This is a genomic window from Klebsiella pneumoniae (assembly GCF_000742135.1).
In the GTDB taxonomy this organism is placed as follows: domain Bacteria; phylum Pseudomonadota; class Gammaproteobacteria; order Enterobacterales; family Enterobacteriaceae; genus Klebsiella; species Klebsiella pneumoniae.
In genome coordinates this window covers 956,838-976,407 of sequence record NZ_KN046818.1, presented here as the reverse complement: position 1 = coordinate 976,407, position 19,570 = coordinate 956,838, and the positions used below count along the sequence as shown (strand labels likewise).

The window sequence follows — 19,570 nt, the reverse complement described above, 5'->3', positions numbered from 1 at the left end:
GATGAAAGGCCCTCTCCATGATGAAGAGGGCGATGGGTTAATTCAGGAGACTATTTCCCGGGGAGGGCTGACCGCGTTGCGGCTGAGGGGCTGGCTGAACCACGGTAGGCACAGCTGGATCAGCGGCCCAATCGACAGCGCGTAGATGACGGTTCCGACGCCAAATTTGCCCCCCAGCAGCCAGCCAATCAGCAGTACGGAAAGCTCGATCGCCGTCCGGATACCGCGCAGTGACCAACCAGTGCGAGCATGCAGACCGGTCATCAGGCCATCGCGCGGCCCGGGGCCAAAGCCCGCGCCAATATACATTCCGGTAGCGATAGCGTTCAGCACAATCGCTCCTACCAGCAGCGCACTGCGCGCCACCATCGACTCCAGCGGCGGCAGGACGGCCAGCGTGGCGTCCGCCGCCAGTCCCAGCACGATGACATTGCTCACCGTACCGAGCCCCGGCATTTGCCGGATCGGGATCCACAGCAGCAGTACCGCCGCGCCGGTCAGGATAATCACCGTACCGAAACTGATACCCAGCTGTTTAGCCACCCCGAGATGGAAAACATCCCACGGATCGGCGCCGAGATTGGCATGCACGAAGAGCGCCGTGGACACGCCGTAAAGCACCAGACCAATATATAACTGCAGCAGGCGACGAAGCATATTTTTTCCTCAACATCATTGCGAATGCCCTCATCATCAGCAAAAATGGACTGATAATTAATGGCCAGTTTTGGAAAAGTGGATCGCTATGTCAGCCCGACGCTTTGGAACCCAATCGCTGGTACGCCTGCTCGGCAACTGGCAGGAGACCAGCTCACGCACGCCGCTATGGCGCCAGCTGGCGGAAGCGCTCCGCCTGCTGATCCTTGATGGTCGCCTGACGCTGCAAACGCGCCTGCCCGGCGAGCGCGAGCTGGCGGCGGCCCTGAACGTCAGCCGGACCACCATCGCCAGCGCCCTCGGCCAGTTGCGGGAGGAGGGCTTTCTCTACAGCCGCCAGGGGAGCGGGTCACGCATTGTTTTGCCGGAACGCCCCGCCGATCTTCCTCTGCCTGCCGGTATCTCATCTACGCTTAATCTCTCTACCGCCGCCCTCAGCGCCGGGCCGGAGGTCCATCAGGCCTTCCAGCACGCTATGACCCTGCTGCCGCCCTATCTCGCACAGACTGGCTATGACCAGCAGGGGCTGCCGGTGCTGCGGGAGGCGATTGCCCGGCGCTACAGCGAACGCGGTCTGCCGACGCGGCCCGATGAGGTGATGGTGGTCAACGGCGCCCTCAGCGCCTTCGCGCTGATCCTGCGCCTGTTCACCGGGCCGGGCGATCGGGTGGTTATTGACGCTCCAACCTATCCGATGGCCATCAGCGCCATTCAGGGCGCCTCCTGCCGCCCCGTCGGGGTCGCGCTTCCGCAGCAGGGATGGGACTGCGATGGACTGGCGGCGACTATTGCGCAGACTGCGCCGCGGCTGGCGTGGCTGATGCCGGATTTTCACAACCCCACCGGACGCTGTATGGATGCCCCCACCCGCCAGCGGGTCGCGGACATCGCCACCAGGACGCGAACAACGCTGGTAATCGACGAGACCATGGCCGACCTTTGGTATAACGCGCCGCCTCCTCCGCCGCTGGCCAGCTTTAATCCCGATGCCGCGGTGCTCACCATTGGTTCGGCCGGGAAAAGCTTCTGGGGGGGACTACGTATCGGCTGGATCCGCGCCAGCGCGCGGACCATCGCCTCGCTTATTCAGGCCCGCGATTCGCTGGATTTGGGTACGCCGCTGCTGGAGCAACTGGCCTGCAGCTGGCTACTGGAAAATGCCGCCACACTGCTGCCGCCGCGGCGGAATATGCTCAAGGCGCGCCGGGACATGTGCGAAACGCTGATGGCGGAATATTTTCCCCGCTGGCGGTTTTCGCCACCGGAAGGTGGGCTCTCTTTTTGGGTGGAACTTCCTGACATGCTGGCCACCCTGTTCTCTGCGCGTGCGGAAAGCCAGGGGATCCATATCGGCACCGGTACGCGGTTTGGGCTGGAAGGGGCGTTCGATCGCTATTTACGTCTGCCGTTTACGCTGCCGGATGAAGCATTGCGCCGGGCCTTCTCCACGCTACAACCGCTGTGGCAAAGCCTTGCTGAACAGAAGGAAAATACACGTTTGCGAAAAATAATATAAGAAAATAGCGACGGGCTGACTTCAGCCCGTCAAATGACCTTCATCCATGAGGTATATGAGATGTTTTTATAAAATTGCCTGGCTATCCTGCCCTCTGGTTATGGCAACCCAATGACAGAAAGAAGGCAATTTCATTAATGCTGGCGCGGAATAGGAAACCCTTTCAGGGAAATAATAAAGCCATCTTCATCTTTTTTGATTTTAGCGCCGGTGTCACACCAGTCGGAAGCAATGCGAAAGAACTCATCACTACCGATATTCCAGTTCAGGCGGACGTGTTTTACGTATCCTGAGCGCAACATATCGCAAGCTTCGCTATAGTTGCTGGCTGTAGAGAATTGTTGTTTCATTTTTTCTTCTTCAGAAGTTTTCTTAATGCTTTGATTTCTTTAGGGGTAAGTGGCGTCGCTTCCTCTTCGGTATGCTGGCTGTCAATGTCCTCTTCCGTCACCCCCGCCTCACCTGCTGACTCCTCCAGCTGAAAAGCCAGCTGCAGCAGCTTTTCCGTTGCCGTTCCCAGGTTCTCGTTATTAACTTCCGCAAAATGACGCAACTTTTCTTTTAGCTCTGCGTCAATTTTTACATTCAAAACCACTGTGGTCATAGCTACGCTTCCCGTGCAATAAAATCATCATAATTAATACACGAAGTTAACATGCTGATCCAGAGATATATTTTACAGCATGAGCCTGGCAACAAATTCCCATCAGTAAGATGCGCTTTATTTATGACGTGCAAATGACATTAATATTTCAGTAGTATTTCAGATTTATGACAAGTAAATATTATGGAATAAAAGCAGGGGGTTTTAACAACAAAAACTAATATGCGATCTTTATCAGAAATTAATTATTGCAGGAGTAAAAACCGGACAAATATAAGGGAAACACCAGGCGGGAGAAATGGGTGGGGGCCCTGCCAGCTACATCCCGGCACACACGTCGTCTGCTCTGGCTGCTTCCTTCCGGACCTGACCTGGTAAACAGAGTAGCGTTGCGGGAGAACCAACAGAGCCCCCATTGAGAGCGTTAGTTGCCTAACGCGCTGGCGCATTATCCCTGCTGACCTGGTGAATTGCAAGCTCACACCGTCCGCCTGCTGGTTTATTGCGCAATAACGCGAATAAAACCAGCCACTCACGGTCAGCCTGTGAGATTGCGAGCCCGCGCTCAGCACACATCCGGGTTATCCACCATACTTATCCTCTTCGTCCTCTTTTATCACCAGTACATTGTCTCGACGGTAATCGAATGACTGACTCATCACCACAGACCATCACTCTGCCTTTACCTGCTATTGAAGGGATGACCATCGCCTTTCAGGGCGTAAACTACCTGCGTCCTGAAAAAATGCTCGACTTCGCGACCATCAGTCCCGCGCCGGTGCGGGCGGTTACGCCGCTGGCGCTGCTCTATTCCACCGTCGGCGTGCTGCGCCAGGTGGAGCTACGCAAGCTGCCGGTCTATATCAGCGGTCGGGTGGTGTACCCTATCTCGTCGTTAACCATGCCGGGCCTGCGCGCGAGGCTGATCATCAACGCCACTTCGCAGCGGTTGAAATTTCTTGAGAGTCTCATCGCCAGCTCAGCCTCCGACAATGTCCATGGCATGCAGATCCTCGGCCTCGCTCTGACGTTCACCGTCGAACAGGCCGCCTGACCCAGGCCGGCTGTACAGCTCCTGGCTTAGCGCTTATGCTGACGTTTTGCCGGTAACAGGACAGAAAATGGCTCCGCACGACACATTTCCCCAACGCGTCTGGCACATCGTGGCGTCGATACCAGAAGGGTATGTCACGACCTACGGCGAGGTCGCCCGGCTGGCTGGTTCACCGCGCGCGGCGCGCCAGGTGGGCGGCGTATTGAAGCGCCTGCCGGAAGGGTCCACCCTGCCATGGCATCGGGTGGTCAATCGCCATGGCGATATCTCCCTCACCGGCCCCGATCTACAGCGGCAGCGTCAGGCGCTGCTGGCCGAGGGTGTGCAGGTCTCCGGCAGCGGCCATATCGATCTCCAGCATTATCGCTGGGTTTATTGAAGGCAAAAAAAAGCCCCCATCCGGGGGCGTAGCGAGCTTACTGGGCGACAGGAACGGCGGTCTGCTGGACCGGAACCAGCGTCAGGTCGGCATGAGTGCCGCCCTGGTTTATTACCGTCTGCACGGTATCGGTAATAAACATCAACTGGCCGTTAACCGTGATCGCCGCGCTTAGCAGAATGCGAGCGTTCGGTTGAATATCTGCCGGGTTGTAAGGCAGCGCAAAGTTAAATGGCGCCTGTTTGCCTTCGGTACGCACCGCTTTTTGCGACAATACGCGGGCTGGCGCATCTGCCAGAGAAGCATCCGACAGGGTCACCGTCAGTACCGCATCCGGCGGTAAAGCGATTCTCTGGCGGATATTAATCGTCCCCGTGACGCTCGGCTGCTGCTGCGCCACGCTCAGCGTCGCGATACCGTAAGGGTCGGGCGCGGCCGCCTGCGTCGAAGAATTGTTCGAGTGGTGATTAGCACAGGCGGTCAGCGTCGCGGCGACGGCTAAGGCACTAAACATATAGGCAAATTTCATGATGTTCTCCTTATCATCCCTTAATACCCAGGAGGATGTTCCGCCGCTTCGCCGGCAGGAACTTTCGTGTCGTCAATAAGTGTGGCACAGATCTCAGATTTGTTCCTGTTAACTGGTCGTTATTCAGATTATTACACCCATCGGACCACTTGCGATTCCAGGTTATACTTGGCCACATTACGCGCGCTGCGCCGCTATTGTTAATTGAGGATAAGTATGAGTCAGGCACTCTCTAACCTGCTGGCATTATTAGATCTGGAAAAAATTGAGGAAGGGTTGTTTCGCGGGCAGAGCGAAGACCTGGGGTTACGTCAGGTTTTTGGCGGCCAGGTAGTGGGTCAGGCGCTGTATGCGGCAAAAGAGACCGTGCCCGTTGAGCGTCTGGTTCATTCGTTTCACAGCTACTTTCTTCGCCCCGGCGATAGCCAGAAGCCGATCGTTTACGATGTGGAGGTGCTGCGCGACGGCAACAGCTTCAGCGCCCGTCGGGTCGCCGCCATCCAGAACGGGAAGCCGATTTTCTATATGACCGCCTCCTTCCAGGCGCCAGAGAATGGCTATGAGCATCGGAAAGCAATGCCGGCCGCCCCCTCCCCTGACGGCCTGCCTTCGGAAACCGATATCGCTCGCAAGCTGGCGCATCTCCTGCCGCCGCAGGTGAAAGACAAATTCCTCTGCGATAAACCGCTGGAGATCCGTCCGGTGGAGTTTCATAACCCAATGAAAGGCCATATCGCCGAACCGGTGCGCCAGGTCTGGCTGCGCGCCAACGGCGCCGTCCCTGACGATCTGCGTATTCATCAGTATCTGCTGGGCTATGCTTCAGACTTTAACTTCCTGCCGGTGGCGCTGCAGCCGCACGGCGTTGGTTTCCTTGAGCCCGGCATGCAGGTCGCCACCATCGACCACTCTATGTGGTTCCACCGGCCGTTTAATATTAATGAATGGCTGCTTTATAGCGTCGAAAGCACCTCGGCCTCCAGCGCCCGCGGCTTCGTTCGCGGCGAATTCTACACCCAGGATGGCACGCTGGTTGCCTCAACGGTTCAGGAAGGGGTGATGCGCAACCGCAACGCATAAAAAAAGCCTCCCGGACGGGAGGCTTTTCGCTATCAGGAGAGAATGGCTTTTTTATCAGGCGTTATAGGCGTTTTCGCCATGGCTGTTGACGTCCAGCCCTTCGCGCTCCTGCTCTTCCGGCACGCGCAGCCCGACGGTCATATCCGCCACCTTGTAGCCGATGAACGCCACAACGCCGGACCAGACCACGGTGATGGCGATACTTTCCAGTTGCACCAGCAGCTGATGGCCCATGGTGACGCCTTCCGCATAACCGACGCCGCCCAGAGAAGTCGCCGCGAAGATACCAGTCAGGATACAGCCGACGATGCCGCAGACGCCGTGAACGCCGAAGACGTCGCAAGGATCATCCACACGCAGCCAGCGTTTCAGCGCAGTCACGCCCCAGATACCCGCCAGGCCAGAGGCGATACCGACGATCAGCGCCCCGCCGACACCGATATAACCACACGCCGGCGTAACGCCAACCAGACCGGCAATTGCCCCGGAGCAGGCGCCCAGCAGTGAAGGTTTGCCGCGCAGAGCCCATTCGCCAAAGGTCCACGCCAGGATAGCCGCAGCGGTCGCCACGACGGTGTTAACGAACGCCAGGGCCGCAATTTCATTCGCTGCGCTGGCAGAGCCGGCGTTGAAGCCGAACCAGCCCACGTAGAGGATAGCGGTGCCAGTGAACACCATCGGCAGGTTATGCGGTTTGAACGCTTCTTTGCCGAAGCCCACGCGTTTGCCCATCATATAGGCGCCCACCAGCCCGGCGACCGCGGCGTTGATGTGCACAACGGTGCCGCCGGCGAAGTCCAGCGCGCCATGGGTCGCCAGCAGACCGCCGCCCCAAACCATATGCGCAATCGGCACGTAGGAGAGTGTCATCCACACCACCACGAAGATCAGTACCGCGGAGAAACGAATACGTTCCGCCAGCGCCCCGACAATCAGCCCGACGGTGATGCAGGCGAACGAGCCCTGGAAGGCCACGTGGATATACTGATAGAAGGTGCCCATCAGCGCTTTCAGCTCAATATTTTTCAGCATCACCCAGTCAAAGCTGCCGAAGAAGCTGCCGCCAGTGCCGAAGGCCAGGGTATAGCCATAAATCACCCACAATACGCAGACCAGGCCAAAGGTGACAATCACCTGAGTCAGCATGGACAGAACGTTCTTACCGCGGATCAGGCCGCCGTAAAACAGCGCAATCCCCGGGATAGTCATAAACAGAACCAGTGCGGTGCAAATCATCATAAACGCGTTATCGGCTTTGTCCGCCACCGCAGGCGCGGCCATCGCCAGCCCCGGCAGAAGGGCTAATGCCCCCAGACCCGATTTCATTGTTGCCATTTTCATTGTTTCGTTCCCCATCACTGTGTGGTCTGGAAATTACAGTGCCGCTTCGTCAGCTTCGCCGGTACGGATGCGAATGACGCGCTGCAATTCAGCGACGAAAATTTTGCCGTCGCCAATTTTTCCGGTGTAAGCCGCTTTGCTGATGATATCGATGACTTCATCCAGCTGATCGTCGGCAATCGCCACATCAATCTTCACTTTTGGCAGAAAGTTGACGCTATACTCGGCGCCGCGGTAGAGCTCCGCGTGACCTTTCTGACGGCCAAATCCTTTGACTTCAGTGACCGTCAGGCCCTGAATGCCGATGGAAGACAAAGCTTCACGCACGTCTTCCAGTTTGAATGGTTTGATTACCACGGTAACCAGCTTCATAAGTCCCCTCCAGTCAGTATTCGGTAATGGCCGCAGCTAACACGATGGATATAAAGCAAGGGCTATGCCAGAAATGAAAAAAGGCCGCAAAGCGGCCCTTTGATGGCAAAAAACAGGGGACAGGTCAGGCAATATCCTGCGCAACGGCGCCTGGCGCGCAAAAATGCACCACAACGGTGCATTTGATGTAACGTTTTTGCACCATGGCAGGCCGCCCAGCGTTCCCTGCCTGCTGGTGGTGCATCAGGCGCTGAGCGACTCCTCTCTGGCGCTGGCCGCCAGCTCTTCGCCGGCCAGCTGCAGCTGATACATCTGCCAGTAGCGGCCTTTCGCCGCCAGCAGCTGCTGATGGGTGCCCCGCTCGACAGCCTGACCTCGATGCAGAACCAGGATGGTATCGGCCTCCACAATGGTCGACAGCCGATGGGCAATAACCACGAGGGTGGTATGCTGGCGGACCTTCGCCAGCGCCTGCTGGATCGCCTGCTCGGTACCGGAGTCGATGTTTGCCGTCGCCTCATCCAAAATCAGTACCTGCGGGGTGTCCACCAGCACGCGCGCCAGCGCCAGCAGCTGCTTCTGCCCGACGGAGAGATTATTGCCCTGCTCGCCCAGTTGGGTGTATAGCCCATCGCTCATGCTGCGCGCCACCGCCGCCAGCTGCACCGCCTCCAGCGCTTCCCAAACCTGCGCCTCACTGATGTCCCGACCCAGCGCGACGTTGGCGTAGAAGGTATCCGCCAGCACTACGGGATCCTGTTGCACCATCGCGATGCCCCGACGCAACGCGCTGTGGCTGAGGGATGCGAGCGGTCGACCATCGATGCGGATCTCGCCGTGGGTTAACGGGTAATAGCCCATCATCAGACTGGCGAGGGTACTTTTTCCGCTGCCGGTATGTCCGACCAACGCCACGAAGCTGCGGGAGGGAATATCCAGCGTGATATCCTGGAGAACCAGACGGTCCCCCCGGTAAGCAAAGGAGAGATGGTCAATTTCCACCCGACCGCTGCTCAGCGGCGCGTCATCCCTACCCCACGCCTGGCGCGGGCGATCCATCAGCTCGAAAACGCGCTCGCCGGCGACCACCGCCTGCTGCAGCATCGACTGCTGGGTGGTCAGCTCGATAAGCGGCTCGTTAAGGCGTCCAAGATAGCTGATAAACGCGTACAGGACCCCAACCTCGATCGTGCCCACCGCGCTAAAGCCGAACAGCATCAGCAGCCCGCACAGCACCAGCGAGGAAAAAAGGCTCAGCAGCGGGCGCAGCAGAAAACCGTCCAGGCGCAGCGTCTGCATCCGCGCCAGATAGTGGGCATAGCTGGCCTCGCGCATCCGTTCGCCAAAGCGCGCCTGCTGGCGGAACTGCTGGATGACGCCCATGCCGTTGATCACTTCGTTGAAGCCATCGTTGATGTCGGCAAGCCAGGCGCGCACCCGCCGCACGATCGGCGTGCTATAGCGCTGATAGATAATCATCACGATCAGCACCGCCGGGAAAATCGCGATCGCCACCAGCGCCATCCGCCAGTCGAGGCTAAACATCGCCACCAGCATCGCGCCGATCAGCGCGGCGCTGCGCAGTACCGTAGCCACCACCGTCACGTACAGATCGCGAATGACTTCCGTATCGTTGGTTACCCGTGAGATAAGCTGCCCAACCGGCTGGGTATCAAACTCGCTGAGCGGCTGATGCAGGGCGGCATCCATCACGTCGCTGCGCAACTGCTGGACGACGCCGACCGCGGCGCGGTTAAACAGCAGCGACTGGTTATAGTGCAGGAGCGCCGCCAGCAGCTGCAGGCCGATATAGGCTACCGCCAGGCCGGCCACCAGCTTCAGCGGCAGCGTATGTTTCGCCACCATGTTGTCGATGAAATAGCTGATAAGCAGCGGGCCGCTCACTTCCGCCGCCGCCGCAATCCACATCATCGCCACCGCGATGGCCAACGGCTTGCGCCACGGTGAACCATAGGCCAGCAGGCGTTTAAGCGTCGGCCAGAGTTCGGTAAAGCTACGCATCCAGGGCCTCCTCTTGCGTCTGCGGAACCTCGTCGAGCGCGGCCTCCAGCTGCTGATATCGATACATGTCGCGGTACCAGCCGGGCTGCACGGCCAGCGCCTCGTGGCGGCCTCGCTGGGCAATATGCCCATGCTGCAGTACCAAAATTTCACTGGCCTCGGTGAGCGCCGACAGGCGGTGGGCGCTGATAATGACCGTCCGCCCCTCCCCCCACTGGCGCAGGTTATGCAGGATCTGGTGCTCGGTGCGGCCATCCACCGCCGATAAGGCATCGTCGAGGATCAAAATTTCGGCCTCCAGCAGCAGGGCGCGAGCAATAGAGATGCGCTGTTTCTGGCCGCCGGAGAGCATCACGCCGCGCTCGCCCACTTCGGTCTCGTAGCCCTGAGGCAGACGCAGAATGTCGTCATGCACGCTGGCCAGTTGAGCAACCCGCTCAATCTGCGCCTGCGTCGCGTCCGGTTTTCCCAGCGCGATATTATTGGCGACGGTATCGGAGAATAAAAATGGCGTCTGATTGACCACCGCCAACCGGGCGCGCCAGCTGTCGAGCTGCAGAATCGGCAGCGGCAGATCGTGAAAGCGGATCTCGCCGTGAGTGACGTCAAAATGGCGCTGCAGCAGCGCCAGAATGGTGCTTTTGCCGGCGCCCGTCGGCCCGCAGATGCCCAGCATTTGCCCCGGCTGGAGAGTAAAATTTACCTGCTCCAGCGAAGGTTTGCTCGCCTGCGGATAGATGAAATCGCGGATAGCAACCTGCAGGACGCCGCGGCCTGCCGGCACCGCCTCGGTCCCGTCATCCACCGCCGGCGCCTCTTCAAGCATCGTGCGGATACGACCATAGGCCGCGCTACCGCGCTCCACGATGTTAAACATCCACGCCAGCGCCAGCATCGGCCAGATCATCAGGCCAAGATACATCACGAAGCTGGTCAGCTGGCCCAGGGTCAGGCTGCCGTGGATCACCATCCAGCTGCCGCCGCCGATGGCCAGCAGGTTAGCGGCCCCGATGGCGATATAGATGGTGGGGTCGAAGCGGGCGTCAATGCGTGCCACGCGCATGTTTTTCGCGCCGGTATCGGCAGCATCGGCAGCAAACTGCGCCGACTGGCGATCCTCCAGCCCAAACGCCTTAATCATGCGGATGCTGGTCAGGCTCTCCTGCGTGCGATCGTTGAGGCTGGAAAAGGCCGCCTGAGCAACGCGAAAACGTTCGTGAAGCGCATCGCCGTTGCGTTTGATCGCCAGGGCCATCAGCGGCATCGGCAGCAGCGCCAGCAGAGTAAGCTGCCAGCTAATCTGCGTCGACATTACAATCAATACCGCACAGCCCATCACCAGGGAATCCACGAGGGTTAATACTCCTTCGCCAGCGGCAAACACCACCCGGTCCACGTCATTGGTGGCGCGGGCGATAAGATCCCCGGTGCGATGGCGCAAATAGAACGCCGGATGCTGGCGGCTCAGTTGCCGGTAAAAATCTTCCCGCAGCTCAACCGCCAACTGGTAAGAAGCGCCGAACAACAGCACGCGCCAGACATAGCGCAGCAGGTAGACCATCACCGCGATCAGCACCAGCGCGCCGATCCACATCCACACCTTCTCCGCGGTGTAATGCTGTTGCGTCACGCCGTCGACCACAATGCCCACCACCTTCGGTGGAATAAGCTGCAGGACGGCAATAATGACCAGCAGGGCAATTGCGCCAAGATAGCGGCGCCACTCCCGGCGGAAGTACCAGCTGAGTTGAGCAAATAATCGCAAGCAATAAAATCCTGATTTTGTAATGGGTTACGGCGCAATACCGTTATTCGACAGGCAAGGCGGTGGTATATTTTATCTGTTCCATGGCAAAACTCGAAGTGACATCCGACAAACCGGGCACACTGTTCACTAAACGTTTATAAAAGTCGTCATAGCGTTTCATATCAGCCACCTGCACCCGTAGCAGGTAGTCATACTCCCCCGCCATCCGCCAGAAGCCGAGCACTTCCGCCATCTGCGTCACTTCGCTCACGAACTGACAGTACCATTCGCTGCTATGATGCTGAGTCTTGATCAGGACGAACGCCGTCAGCCCAAGCCCCACCTTTTCCGCGTCCAACAGGGCGACGCGCCCGCGGAGAATGCCCTCGTCTTCGAGCCGTTTCAGGCGTTTCCAGCAGGGCGTGGTGGTCAGATTAACGGCATCGGCCAGCGCCTGCAAAGAGAGGGTGCAATCTTCCTGCAGTAGCGCCAGCAGCTTACGGTCAATTTTATCTAGCATTGGGAATCCTAAGAGAAAATTTTGCTCTCATAATGGTAATCCACAGGTTAAATGGCAACAATTTTTCCTGCGCTTTCCGCTAAGCTAGGCACAAAATGACAAACAGGAAATCACGATGAATAGCGCCTGGGTTAAACATGCCATTAGCGAAATCAACGCTGACTATCAGCGCTCCGCCGACACGCACCTGATCCGTCTGCCGCTGCCCGCTTTTCCGGGCATCCACCTGTATCTGAAAGATGAAAGCACCCACCCCACCGGCAGCCTGAAGCATCGCCTGGCGCGGTCGCTGTTTCTCTATGGCTTGTGCAACGGCTGGATCAAAGAAGGCACGCCAATTATAGAGTCCTCCTCAGGGTCAACCGCCGTTTCGGAGGCCTATTTCGCCCGCCTGCTGGGGCTGCCGTTTATCGCTGTGATGCCTTCCTGCACCGCCAAGCGCAAAATCGAACAGATCGAGTTCTACGGCGGACGCTGCCATTTTGTGCAGAGCGCCGGCGAAATCTACGCGGCTTCCGAAACGCTGGCCCGCGAGCTGAACGGCCATTATATGGATCAGTTTACCTTCGCCGAGCGGGCCACCGACTGGCGCGGCAACAACAATATCGCCGACAGTATTTTCCGCCAGATGAGCCATGAGCCGCACCCGCAGCCGTCATGGATCGTCATGAGCGCCGGCACCGGCGGCACCTCAGCGACCATTGGCCGCTATATTCGCAGCCAGGGCTACGAGACGCAGCTGATGGTCGTTGATCCGCAGAATTCGGTGTTCCTCGATTACTGGCAGACCCGCGACGCCAGCCTGCGCAGCCCGGTCGGCAGCAAAATTGAAGGCATCGGACGGCCGCGCGTCGAGCCGTCGTTTATTCCCGACGTTGTCGATGAGATGCTGCGCGTGCCGGATGCGGCGAGCGTAGCCACCGCCCTGTGGCTGGAAACGCAGCTTGGGCGCAAGGTCGGCGCCTCGACCGGCACCAATATGTGGGGCGTATTGCAGCTGGCCACGCGGATGCGCGAGGAAGGTCGCACCGGCTCGATAGTGACACTCCTGTGCGACAGCGGCGAGCGTTACCTGGAAAGCTATTACAACCCGCAGTGGGTGGCGGACAATATCGGCGATATTGCGCCCTGGCAGGCGGAGATCGCCGGTCTGGTCGAAAGGCGATAAAAAAAGCCAGATAGAAGCCTATCTGGCTTGCTGGAAGGGTCTCTCTATTCGGGGGAATAAGGAAGATCAGGATTATCCAGCCAATGAGTTAAAAAATGGGAGACTGCCTGATTCCGGCAGTCGCCAATTACCGGCAGATGCGGCAGCTCGGCTTTCAGCTGCGGCATCGCGTTGCCCATGATGAACCCCCGCCCAACGCTGCCCAGCATCTCGCGGTCGTTCATCGCATCGCCGAAGGCCATGCACTCCTGCAGGGTGAAGCCTAAATGCTGGCTGAGCACCGCCAGCGCCGCGCCTTTATTGCAGCCAACCGGCAGCACCTCCAGACAGTCCATTGCCGAGAAGCAGAGAAATGCGCGATCGCCCAGCGTCTCATTCAGCTGGATCCGCAGACGGCGCAAATCGTCATGATCGCCGCAGAAACAGATCTTGGTGACATGCTGCGCCGACATACGCTTCAGATCGCACAGTTGATAGTGAAAGCCGCTGAATACATGCGCTTGCAACAATTCAGGCCTTGCCTGGCCGGTGAACCAGCCGCCATCGTTAAAGACGTGCATGCTGGCCTGGGTATCCCATTTGCCGTGCAGCACCGCTTCCGCCGCCTCGGGAGCGAGATCCTGGCGATAAAGCTCCTCCCCTTCCAGCGAATGGATGCGCGTCCCGTTGCCGGTGATCAGAAATGCATCAAGGGAAAATTCGCCAATCACATGGTGCATCTCCAGCACATGGCGGCCGGTGGCGAAGGTCAAGGTGATATCGCGCTCACGCAGCCGTTTCAGCGCGGAAAGCGTCTTTTCTCCAAGACGATGGTCCGGCATCAGCAGGGTGCCGTCCATATCAAATGCCGCCAGTTTTGCCATGGTATATTCCCCGATGTGTGATGGGCTTCGCTTGTGTTGCAGTATCACCTGGGATATACGGAAGTAATAGTGAATAGATATTATTAATTGTTCCGGGTTTACAGCGGCCCGGTGGACGACGGCCCCCATGCGACTCTTACACCGTTTAAATCAGTACCAGCGCCTATGGCAACCCTCAGCCGGGGCGCCGCAGCAGGTCACCGTCGGCGAACTGGCGGAGCGCTGTTTTTGCAGCGAGCGCCACGTCCGTACTCTGCTGCGTCAGGCGCAGGAGGCCGGGTGGCTAAGCTGGCAGGCCAACTCCGGGCGCGGCAAACGCGGACAGCTCTTATTTCACAAAACCCCGGAAAGTCTGCGCAACGAGATGATGGAGCAGGCGCTGAACAACGGTCAGCAACAAACCGCGCTGGAGCTGGCGCAGCTTGCCCCGGTGGAGCTGAAAGCCCTGCTCCATCCCTTCCTCGGCGGTCAGTGGCAAAACAATACCCCCACGCTGCGTATTCCTTACTATCGCCCGCTGGAGCCGCTGCGTCCCGGCTTTCTCCCCGGCCGCGCCGAGCAGCATCTGGCCGGACAAATCTATGCCGGGCTGACGCGCTTCGACGAAGGCGACAATATGCCGATCGGCGATCTGGCGCACCACTGGCAGGTCTCCCCGGACGGCCTGCGCTGGCATTTTTATATCCGCTCCACGCTGTGCTGGCACAATGGCGATACGGTGGAAACCGCGCAGTTGCGACAGCGGTTACTGCTGCTGCTTGAGCTGCCCGCCTTGCGGACCCTCTTCGCCAGCATCAGCCGTATCGATGTCACCCATGCCCAGTGTTTAACAATAACCCTGCATCGCCCTGACTACTGGCTGCCGTTCCGCCTCGCCAGCTACTGCAGCGTGCTGGCGCATCCCGACGATCCGGCCATTGGCTGCGGACCGTTCCGCCTGAAGCGGTTTAGTCCGGAACTCGTCCGCCTGGAAAACCATCCCCGCTACCACCTGCAGCATCCGCTGATCCAGGCGGTGGAGTACTGGATCACTCCTCAGCTCTTTGACCGCGATCTCGGCACCAGCTGCCGCCATCCGGTGCAGATCACCATCGGCGATCGCGAAGAGCTGCATAATCTGCGTCAGGTCAGCAACCGTATCAGCCTTGGCTTCTGCTATTTGACCCTGCGCCACAGCCCTCGGCTTAGCAAAGCGCAGGCCCAGCGGCTGGTGTCGATAATCCATCACTCGTCGCTACTGGATACGCTGCCGCTGGAGGAGGATCTGATTACGCCAAGCCATGAGGTGCTGCCGGGATGGTCCATCCCGCAGGGACCGGCAAACAACGCGGTACCGCTGCCGGCCAGGCTCACCCTGCTCTATCATCTGCCGGTCGAGCTACATGCGATGGCCGAACAGCTGAGGCAACGTCTGGCTCTGCTGGGCTGCGAGCTGACGCTCATGTTTCACGACGCTAAAAACTGGGAAGGCTGCCAGCATCTGGGTCAGGCCGACCTGATGATGGGCGACCGTCTGATCGGCGAAGCGCCGGAGTACGCCCTGGAACAGTGGCTGCGCTGCGATATGCTGTGGCCTAATTTGCTGACCGGGGCGCAATATGCTCATCTGCAGGCGACATTAGACGCGGTGCAGTCTCAGCCCGACGCTCGCAGCCGCAACGATGCGCTGCACAACGTATTTAACAGCCTGATGGAAGACGCCATCATGACGCCGCTGTTCAAGTATAACTATCGGATCAGCGCGCCACCGGGGGTCAATGGTCTGCGCCTCAACGCCCGGGGCTGGTTCGACTTCGCCAGCGCCTGGCTGCCGGCCTCGTCGACGTGAGAGAGCTGGTGATGGAGGGCGTCTGGCGCTACCATATCGCCTTTATTCATTTAGTCAGGAATTGCCATGAAACGCGCCGTAGTTGTCTTCAGCGGAGGACAAGATTCAACCACCTGTCTGGTGCAGGCTCTGCAACAGTATGATGAAGTGCATTGCGTCACTTTTGATTATGGCCAACGCCACCGCGCGGAAATCGACGTTGCGCGCGAACTCGCCCTGAAACTGGGCGCCGTCGCGCATAAAGTGCTGGACGTCACTCTGCTCAACGAACTGGCAGTCAGCAGCCTGACCCGCGATAACATTCCGGTACCGGACTATCAGCCTGATGCCGAGGGCATTCCCAACACCTTTGTCCCCGGGCGTAATATTCTGTTTTTAACCCTGACGGCAATCTACGCCTATCAGGTAAAAGCCGAAGCCATCATCACCGGCGTGTGCGAGACCGACTTCTCTGGCTACCCGGACTGCCGCGATGAGTTTGTCAAAGCGCTGCACCACGCCGTCAGCCTGGGGATGGCGAAAGACATTCGCTTTGAGACGCCGCTGATGTGGCTGAATAAGGCCGAGACCTGGGCGCTCGCCGACTACTGGGGTCAGCTGGATCTGGTGCGCCGGGAAACCCTCACCTGCTACAACGGCATTAAGGGCGATGGCTGCGGCCAGTGCGCCGCCTGTAACCTGCGCGCAAACGGACTCAACCAGTATCTGGCGGACAAGGTCGGGGTAATGGCGGTTATGCAGCAAAAAACCGGACTGGCGCAGGCATAATCTCCGGGGATCGATTTACCGGAGCTTTGACTCAAATTCCCCGGTGGCGCGATGCTTAGCGGGGCTACGGGTTCATCACCTGCCGTGGGCCCGCCACTCGCACGACGGTTGTCAGCGCAGGTTCATCTGGTCAAGTTTCGCACGCAATTCCCCTTCCAGCGGCAGCGCCTTCTGGGTTTTCAAATCGATACAAACGAAGGTAATCAGCGCATCGGCCACTACTTCGCCATTGGGGTTGAGGGTGACCACCTGGCTTAGGGTGCCGCTTTTGCCGTTGAGTTGCTCCAGTTTGCTGCTCACCGTCAGCACATCGCCCAGTACCGCCGGACGACGATAGTTAATATTGATATTCACCACCACGAAGGCGATGTTTTTCTCCATCATCCACTGAAACGCTGGGCTGTTTTCCAGGCCGTCCCAGCGGGCTTCCTCAAGGAACTCCAGGTAGCGAGCGTTGTTCACATGCTGGTAGACGTCCAGATGATAGCCGCGAACTTTAATTTGTGTCTGCATAGCATTAATGCCTTTCTGTTATTGTTGTTTATGAGGTAAGAGGTCACACCACTTGATGCAACCTCTTTATCCTGGCAAAAAATCACCGCTGTGCAAGGTCTGGCATAAAATTTACAGCGTCAGATGGGCTAAATTGCGCTCCACCAACGCGCTCCCCATTCCCGGGACCTGCTTCAGATCATCGAGGGTTTTGAACGGCCCGTACTCTTCGCGGTAGCTGACAATAGCCTGGGCTTTTTTCAATCCTACGCCATTCAACGCCTGCGCCAGCTGTTCGGCGCTGGCGCGGTTAATGCTGACCTTTGTCGCCCCGATGTCAGACTCGCCGGGCACCGCTTCCGCCTTCGCCGAAGAGGACGCCTGCACATTTTCTTTATTCACCGCCGCTTTGCCGCTGGCGGGTGCCGCCAGCGCCCCCTGTACCCCTACCGCAAAAACCAGAACGCCCGCGGCCATCAGTGCTTTTATTCCATATTTCATGCTGATATCTCCTTGTGTGTAGACAGCAAGGTCACGATAGCGTCAGTGCGGATGGTCGACAAAAGGCAAATCACAGAAATGGAAAGGGCCGCGAAAGCGGCCCTTGAGGATTACATCGTGTTGCTCATTTTTGCGAGACGACGCGAAATTACTGCTGCTGGTCGATGCTGTCGCCGAGCTTAATTTTCGCCGCCTTGCGCAGGTTGCTCATCAGCGCTTCGAAAGCGATTTGGGCATTGTTCTGGGTGATCCCCTGAACCATGGCCTTCTTCTGCTCTTCCGGCATGCTGCCGGCTTTCACCTCATCCAGCGCTACCAGCACCACATCGCCTTGCATATTGCTGCCCACGCCGTAGACCGGTTTACCCTGCTGCGGCAGCGGCAGGGTAAATGCCAGCTGGCTCAGCGGATCCTGGCCGGTACGAGAAAGCGTCTGCGGCGCGCCAAAGCTCAGGCCAGCCGCCTTCATCGCTTCATCGCCTTTGCCGTCTTTCAGCGCCGCCAGCAGCTTGTCGGCCTCCAGTTTCGCCTGCTGTTCCGCTTTATTGTGCTTAACGATATCGCTAACCTGTGCCTTCACTTCGGCAAGCGGCTTCACCGCCTCGGCTTTGTGTTCGCTAATGCGCAGAACAAAAGCGCGATCGCCGTCAACGGTAATGATATCGGAGTTGCTGCCCGGCGCGCCGTTCTCACCCACCAGACCGCCGTTGAAAATAGCGTCAGCGACCGGTTTAAAGTTCAGCTCCTCCGGCAGGTTATCGCGGCCAAACCAGCCGGTTTCTACGACCTTCAGCCCGGCGACCTGCGCTGCGCTCGCCAGCGATTCATTATCGTTGCTGGCCGCATCGCTCACCTTCTGCTGCAGCGCGTAGTAAGCATCCAACGCTTTTTCCTGCTTCACTTTCGCCGCAATGTCATTACGCACGTCAGCCAGCGGCTTCACCTGCGCCGGCTGGACGTCGTCCAGACGGGCCACCAGGAAGCCAACCGAGGATTTGATCACGCCAGACAGCTGGCCTTTCTCTTTCAGCCCGGCATCTTTGAGCTCAGGCACGGTAGAGGCATCTTCCATCCACCCCATATCGCCGCCGTTGCGGGCAGAGATAATATCGGTCGATTTTTCTTTCGCCAGCGTGGCGAAGTCCGCTCCTTTTTGCAGCTCGGCCAGTACCGCTTTCGCATCGGCTTCAGTTTTGGTCTGAATCACGCTGTAGCGGTTGCGCTGCGGCTGAGTGAACTGATCCTTGTGCTGGTCGTACCATGACTGAATCTCTTCGTCAGAGGCGCTCTCCTGCATGCTGGCGGCATCCATTTTGATGTAGCTGACGCGGAACTGCTCCGGCGCCATAAAACGGGCCTGATTCTGCTGCCAGAAGGCGTTGATTTCCTCATCGCTGGCGGTCTGTTTTGCCGCCAGGGCATTTACGTTGATGGTCGCTTCGCGGACCACCCGCTGTTGAGATACCAGCGCCGCCAGCTGATCGGACTCGCCCGGCAGCATGAAGTCGGTACCCGCAATGGCGTTAATCAGCTGCTGCGTGGTCAGCTGGTTACGCAGCGCCTGGGCGTACTGATCGGTGGTCATCCCCATCTGGGCGACAATACCGCTGAAACGCTGGTTGTCGAACTTACCGTTCGTCTGGAACGCCTGGGTCTGGAAGATCGCCTGCTTCACCTGCTCATCGCTGATGCTGAGGCCCAGCTCGCGGGCATACTGATCCAGAAGCGACTCATCGATCAGGCGGTTCAGCACCTGCTGGCGCATGGTTTTCATGTAGTTTTCGTTCGCCGCCAGCTCGGAGAATTGATCGCCAAGCTGCTGCTGCATACGGTTACGTTCGCTGGCGACGGCGTTTTCAAACTGCCCACGGCCAATCTCCTGGCCATTCACTTTTGCGGCATAGTTTTTGCCACCGCCAATCAGGTAACCACTCACCCCGGTCAAAATGAACGAGACGATAATGATACCGAAAATAATCTTGAGCACGACGCTGTTGGCGGCCGTGCGTAGGTTGTCCATCATGGTGTAACAACGCTCCGCTGTAGATGACTTTAGCTCGCGCAGCATAGCACGTGATGGCCGCCGCGCGTGAGGACGTATTTTGACAAGAAAACAGGGTGATTGTCAG

The 19,570-nt window shown here is 58.5% G+C and carries 20 protein-coding genes and 1 other RNA gene; 7 read left to right on the top strand and 14 right to left on the bottom strand.

Annotated elements, in window-relative coordinates:
• Nucleotides 1-42 precede the first annotated feature (42 nt).
• On the bottom strand, nt 43-657 hold the full coding sequence (gene yczE / locus DR88_RS20400; RefSeq protein WP_009307948.1) for a membrane protein YczE: 615 nt from the start codon (nt 655-657) through the stop codon (nt 43-45).
• An 88-nt stretch (nt 658-745) separates the two neighbouring features.
• Here yczE and yczR point away from each other — a divergent pair, with 88 nt between their 5' ends.
• Nucleotides 746-2,173: a MocR-like transcription factor YczR gene (yczR, locus tag DR88_RS20405; protein WP_004147355.1), complete on the top strand. Its 1,428-nt coding sequence runs from the start codon at nt 746-748 to the stop codon at nt 2,171-2,173.
• Between the two features lie 134 nt (nt 2,174-2,307).
• Here yczR and DR88_RS20410 read toward each other — a convergent pair whose 3' ends face one another.
• The 3 genes from DR88_RS20410 to ffs form a co-directional block, all read right to left on the bottom strand.
• Nucleotides 2,308-2,523: a hypothetical protein gene (locus DR88_RS20410; protein ID WP_004142688.1), complete on the bottom strand. Its 216-nt coding sequence runs from the start codon at nt 2,521-2,523 to the stop codon at nt 2,308-2,310.
• Nucleotides 2,520-2,777 carry a hypothetical protein gene (locus DR88_RS20415; protein WP_004147352.1) on the bottom strand — a complete coding sequence of 86 codons (258 nt, stop codon included), beginning with the start codon at nt 2,775-2,777 and terminating at the stop codon, nt 2,520-2,522. Before DR88_RS20415 ends, DR88_RS20410 begins: the two co-directional genes overlap by 4 nt.
• A 309-nt stretch (nt 2,778-3,086) precedes the next feature.
• An RNA gene (gene ffs / locus DR88_RS27350) (signal recognition particle sRNA small type) lies at nt 3,087-3,183 on the bottom strand.
• Between the two features lie 240 nt (nt 3,184-3,423).
• On the opposite strand from ffs, the gene DR88_RS20420 reads away from it, so the two are divergent.
• Nucleotides 3,424-3,831, top strand: a complete 408-nt coding sequence (locus tag DR88_RS20420; protein ID WP_004178755.1) for a dTDP-glucose pyrophosphorylase — start codon at nt 3,424-3,426, stop codon at nt 3,829-3,831.
• A 67-nt stretch (nt 3,832-3,898) separates the two neighbouring features.
• The gene (locus tag DR88_RS20425; protein WP_004142687.1) at nt 3,899-4,210 is read left to right on the top strand and encodes an MGMT family protein; all 312 of its coding nucleotides are present in this window, start codon (nt 3,899-3,901) and stop codon (nt 4,208-4,210) included.
• A 37-nt stretch (nt 4,211-4,247) separates the two neighbouring features.
• Here DR88_RS20425 and DR88_RS20430 read toward each other — a convergent pair whose 3' ends face one another.
• The gene (locus tag DR88_RS20430; protein WP_002891903.1) at nt 4,248-4,739 is read right to left on the bottom strand and encodes a YbaY family lipoprotein; all 492 of its coding nucleotides are present in this window, start codon (nt 4,737-4,739) and stop codon (nt 4,248-4,250) included.
• Between the two features lie 216 nt (nt 4,740-4,955).
• Here DR88_RS20430 and tesB point away from each other — a divergent pair, with 216 nt between their 5' ends.
• Complete coding sequence (gene tesB / locus DR88_RS20435) at nt 4,956-5,819, top strand: acyl-CoA thioesterase II (protein ID WP_025861670.1); 864 nt, start codon at nt 4,956-4,958, stop codon at nt 5,817-5,819.
• 54 nt (nt 5,820-5,873) lie between these two features.
• Here the strand turns inward: tesB and amtB are convergent, their stop codons facing one another.
• The 5 genes from amtB to DR88_RS20460 form a co-directional block, all read right to left on the bottom strand.
• On the bottom strand, nt 5,874-7,160 hold the full coding sequence (gene amtB, locus DR88_RS20440) for an ammonium transporter AmtB (protein ID WP_004152876.1): 1,287 nt from the start codon (nt 7,158-7,160) through the stop codon (nt 5,874-5,876).
• A 33-nt stretch (nt 7,161-7,193) separates the two neighbouring features.
• The gene (glnK, locus tag DR88_RS20445; RefSeq protein WP_025861672.1) at nt 7,194-7,532 is read right to left on the bottom strand and encodes a P-II family nitrogen regulator; all 339 of its coding nucleotides are present in this window, start codon (nt 7,530-7,532) and stop codon (nt 7,194-7,196) included.
• A 243-nt stretch (nt 7,533-7,775) separates the two neighbouring features.
• Complete coding sequence (locus DR88_RS20450) at nt 7,776-9,554, bottom strand: SmdB family multidrug efflux ABC transporter permease/ATP-binding protein (RefSeq protein ID WP_004147345.1); 1,779 nt, start codon at nt 9,552-9,554, stop codon at nt 7,776-7,778.
• The gene (locus DR88_RS20455; protein ID WP_004147344.1) at nt 9,547-11,319 is read right to left on the bottom strand and encodes a SmdA family multidrug ABC transporter permease/ATP-binding protein; all 1,773 of its coding nucleotides are present in this window, start codon (nt 11,317-11,319) and stop codon (nt 9,547-9,549) included. The genes DR88_RS20450 and DR88_RS20455 overlap by 8 nt, the downstream gene beginning before the upstream one ends.
• Nucleotides 11,320-11,362: 43 nt before the next feature.
• Complete coding sequence (locus DR88_RS20460) at nt 11,363-11,821, bottom strand: Lrp/AsnC family transcriptional regulator (protein WP_025861674.1); 459 nt, start codon at nt 11,819-11,821, stop codon at nt 11,363-11,365.
• A 115-nt stretch (nt 11,822-11,936) separates the two neighbouring features.
• Here DR88_RS20460 and DR88_RS20465 point away from each other — a divergent pair, with 115 nt between their 5' ends.
• Nucleotides 11,937-12,989, top strand: a complete 1,053-nt coding sequence (locus DR88_RS20465; protein WP_004147342.1) for a PLP-dependent cysteine synthase family protein — start codon at nt 11,937-11,939, stop codon at nt 12,987-12,989.
• A gap of 44 nt (nt 12,990-13,033) precedes the next feature.
• Here DR88_RS20465 and cof read toward each other — a convergent pair whose 3' ends face one another.
• Complete coding sequence (cof, locus tag DR88_RS20470; protein WP_004151335.1) at nt 13,034-13,852, bottom strand: HMP-PP phosphatase; 819 nt, start codon at nt 13,850-13,852, stop codon at nt 13,034-13,036.
• Nucleotides 13,853-13,979: 127 nt separating this feature from the next.
• Here cof and DR88_RS20475 point away from each other — a divergent pair, with 127 nt between their 5' ends.
• Together DR88_RS20475 and queC are read left to right on the top strand one after the other, a co-directional pair.
• The gene (locus tag DR88_RS20475; RefSeq protein WP_004147341.1) at nt 13,980-15,680 is read left to right on the top strand and encodes an SgrR family transcriptional regulator; all 1,701 of its coding nucleotides are present in this window, start codon (nt 13,980-13,982) and stop codon (nt 15,678-15,680) included.
• Nucleotides 15,681-15,746: 66 nt separating this feature from the next.
• Nucleotides 15,747-16,448 (top strand): 7-cyano-7-deazaguanine synthase QueC, encoded by a 702-nt coding sequence (queC, locus tag DR88_RS20480; protein WP_002891863.1) that lies wholly within the window; start codon nt 15,747-15,749, stop codon nt 16,446-16,448.
• 111 nt (nt 16,449-16,559) lie between these two features.
• Here queC and DR88_RS20485 read toward each other — a convergent pair whose 3' ends face one another.
• From DR88_RS20485 to ppiD, 3 genes are all read right to left on the bottom strand, one after another.
• Nucleotides 16,560-16,961, bottom strand: a complete 402-nt coding sequence (locus tag DR88_RS20485; RefSeq protein ID WP_002891860.1) for a YbgC/FadM family acyl-CoA thioesterase — start codon at nt 16,959-16,961, stop codon at nt 16,560-16,562.
• A 111-nt stretch (nt 16,962-17,072) separates the two neighbouring features.
• Nucleotides 17,073-17,441, bottom strand: coding sequence for a helix-hairpin-helix domain-containing protein (locus DR88_RS20490; RefSeq protein ID WP_002891859.1), 369 nt, complete (start codon nt 17,439-17,441; stop codon nt 17,073-17,075).
• 148 nt (nt 17,442-17,589) lie between these two features.
• Nucleotides 17,590-19,464: a peptidylprolyl isomerase gene (gene ppiD / locus DR88_RS20495; protein ID WP_004177252.1), complete on the bottom strand. Its 1,875-nt coding sequence runs from the start codon at nt 19,462-19,464 to the stop codon at nt 17,590-17,592.
• Nucleotides 19,465-19,570: the final 106 nt, after the last annotated feature.

Bases quoted from the DNA above. Each gene is read 5' to 3' on its own strand.
- yczE (WP_009307948.1), bottom strand. From the start codon at position 657: ATGCTTCGTCGCCTGCTGCAGTTATATATTGGTCTGGTGCTTTACGGC.
- yczR (WP_004147355.1), top strand. From the start codon at position 746: ATGTCAGCCCGACGCTTTGGAACCCAATCGCTGGTACGCCTGCTCGGC.
- DR88_RS20410 (WP_004142688.1), bottom strand. From the start codon at position 2,523: ATGAAACAACAATTCTCTACAGCCAGCAACTATAGCGAAGCTTGCGAT.
- DR88_RS20415 (WP_004147352.1), bottom strand. From the start codon at position 2,777: ATGACCACAGTGGTTTTGAATGTAAAAATTGACGCAGAGCTAAAAGAA.
- DR88_RS20420 (WP_004178755.1), top strand. From the start codon at position 3,424: ATGACTGACTCATCACCACAGACCATCACTCTGCCTTTACCTGCTATT.
- DR88_RS20425 (WP_004142687.1), top strand. From the start codon at position 3,899: ATGGCTCCGCACGACACATTTCCCCAACGCGTCTGGCACATCGTGGCG.
- DR88_RS20430 (WP_002891903.1), bottom strand. From the start codon at position 4,739: ATGAAATTTGCCTATATGTTTAGTGCCTTAGCCGTCGCCGCGACGCTG.
- tesB (WP_025861670.1), top strand. From the start codon at position 4,956: ATGAGTCAGGCACTCTCTAACCTGCTGGCATTATTAGATCTGGAAAAA.
- amtB (WP_004152876.1), bottom strand. From the start codon at position 7,160: ATGAAAATGGCAACAATGAAATCGGGTCTGGGGGCATTAGCCCTTCTG.
- glnK (WP_025861672.1), bottom strand. From the start codon at position 7,532: ATGAAGCTGGTTACCGTGGTAATCAAACCATTCAAACTGGAAGACGTG.
- DR88_RS20450 (WP_004147345.1), bottom strand. From the start codon at position 9,554: ATGCGTAGCTTTACCGAACTCTGGCCGACGCTTAAACGCCTGCTGGCC.
- DR88_RS20460 (WP_025861674.1), bottom strand. From the start codon at position 11,821: ATGCTAGATAAAATTGACCGTAAGCTGCTGGCGCTACTGCAGGAAGAT.
- DR88_RS20465 (WP_004147342.1), top strand. From the start codon at position 11,937: ATGAATAGCGCCTGGGTTAAACATGCCATTAGCGAAATCAACGCTGAC.
- cof (WP_004151335.1), bottom strand. From the start codon at position 13,852: ATGGCAAAACTGGCGGCATTTGATATGGACGGCACCCTGCTGATGCCG.
- DR88_RS20475 (WP_004147341.1), top strand. From the start codon at position 13,980: ATGCGACTCTTACACCGTTTAAATCAGTACCAGCGCCTATGGCAACCC.
- queC (WP_002891863.1), top strand. From the start codon at position 15,747: ATGAAACGCGCCGTAGTTGTCTTCAGCGGAGGACAAGATTCAACCACC.
- DR88_RS20485 (WP_002891860.1), bottom strand. From the start codon at position 16,961: ATGCAGACACAAATTAAAGTTCGCGGCTATCATCTGGACGTCTACCAG.
- DR88_RS20490 (WP_002891859.1), bottom strand. From the start codon at position 17,441: ATGAAATATGGAATAAAAGCACTGATGGCCGCGGGCGTTCTGGTTTTT.
- ppiD (WP_004177252.1), bottom strand. From the start codon at position 19,464: ATGATGGACAACCTACGCACGGCCGCCAACAGCGTCGTGCTCAAGATT.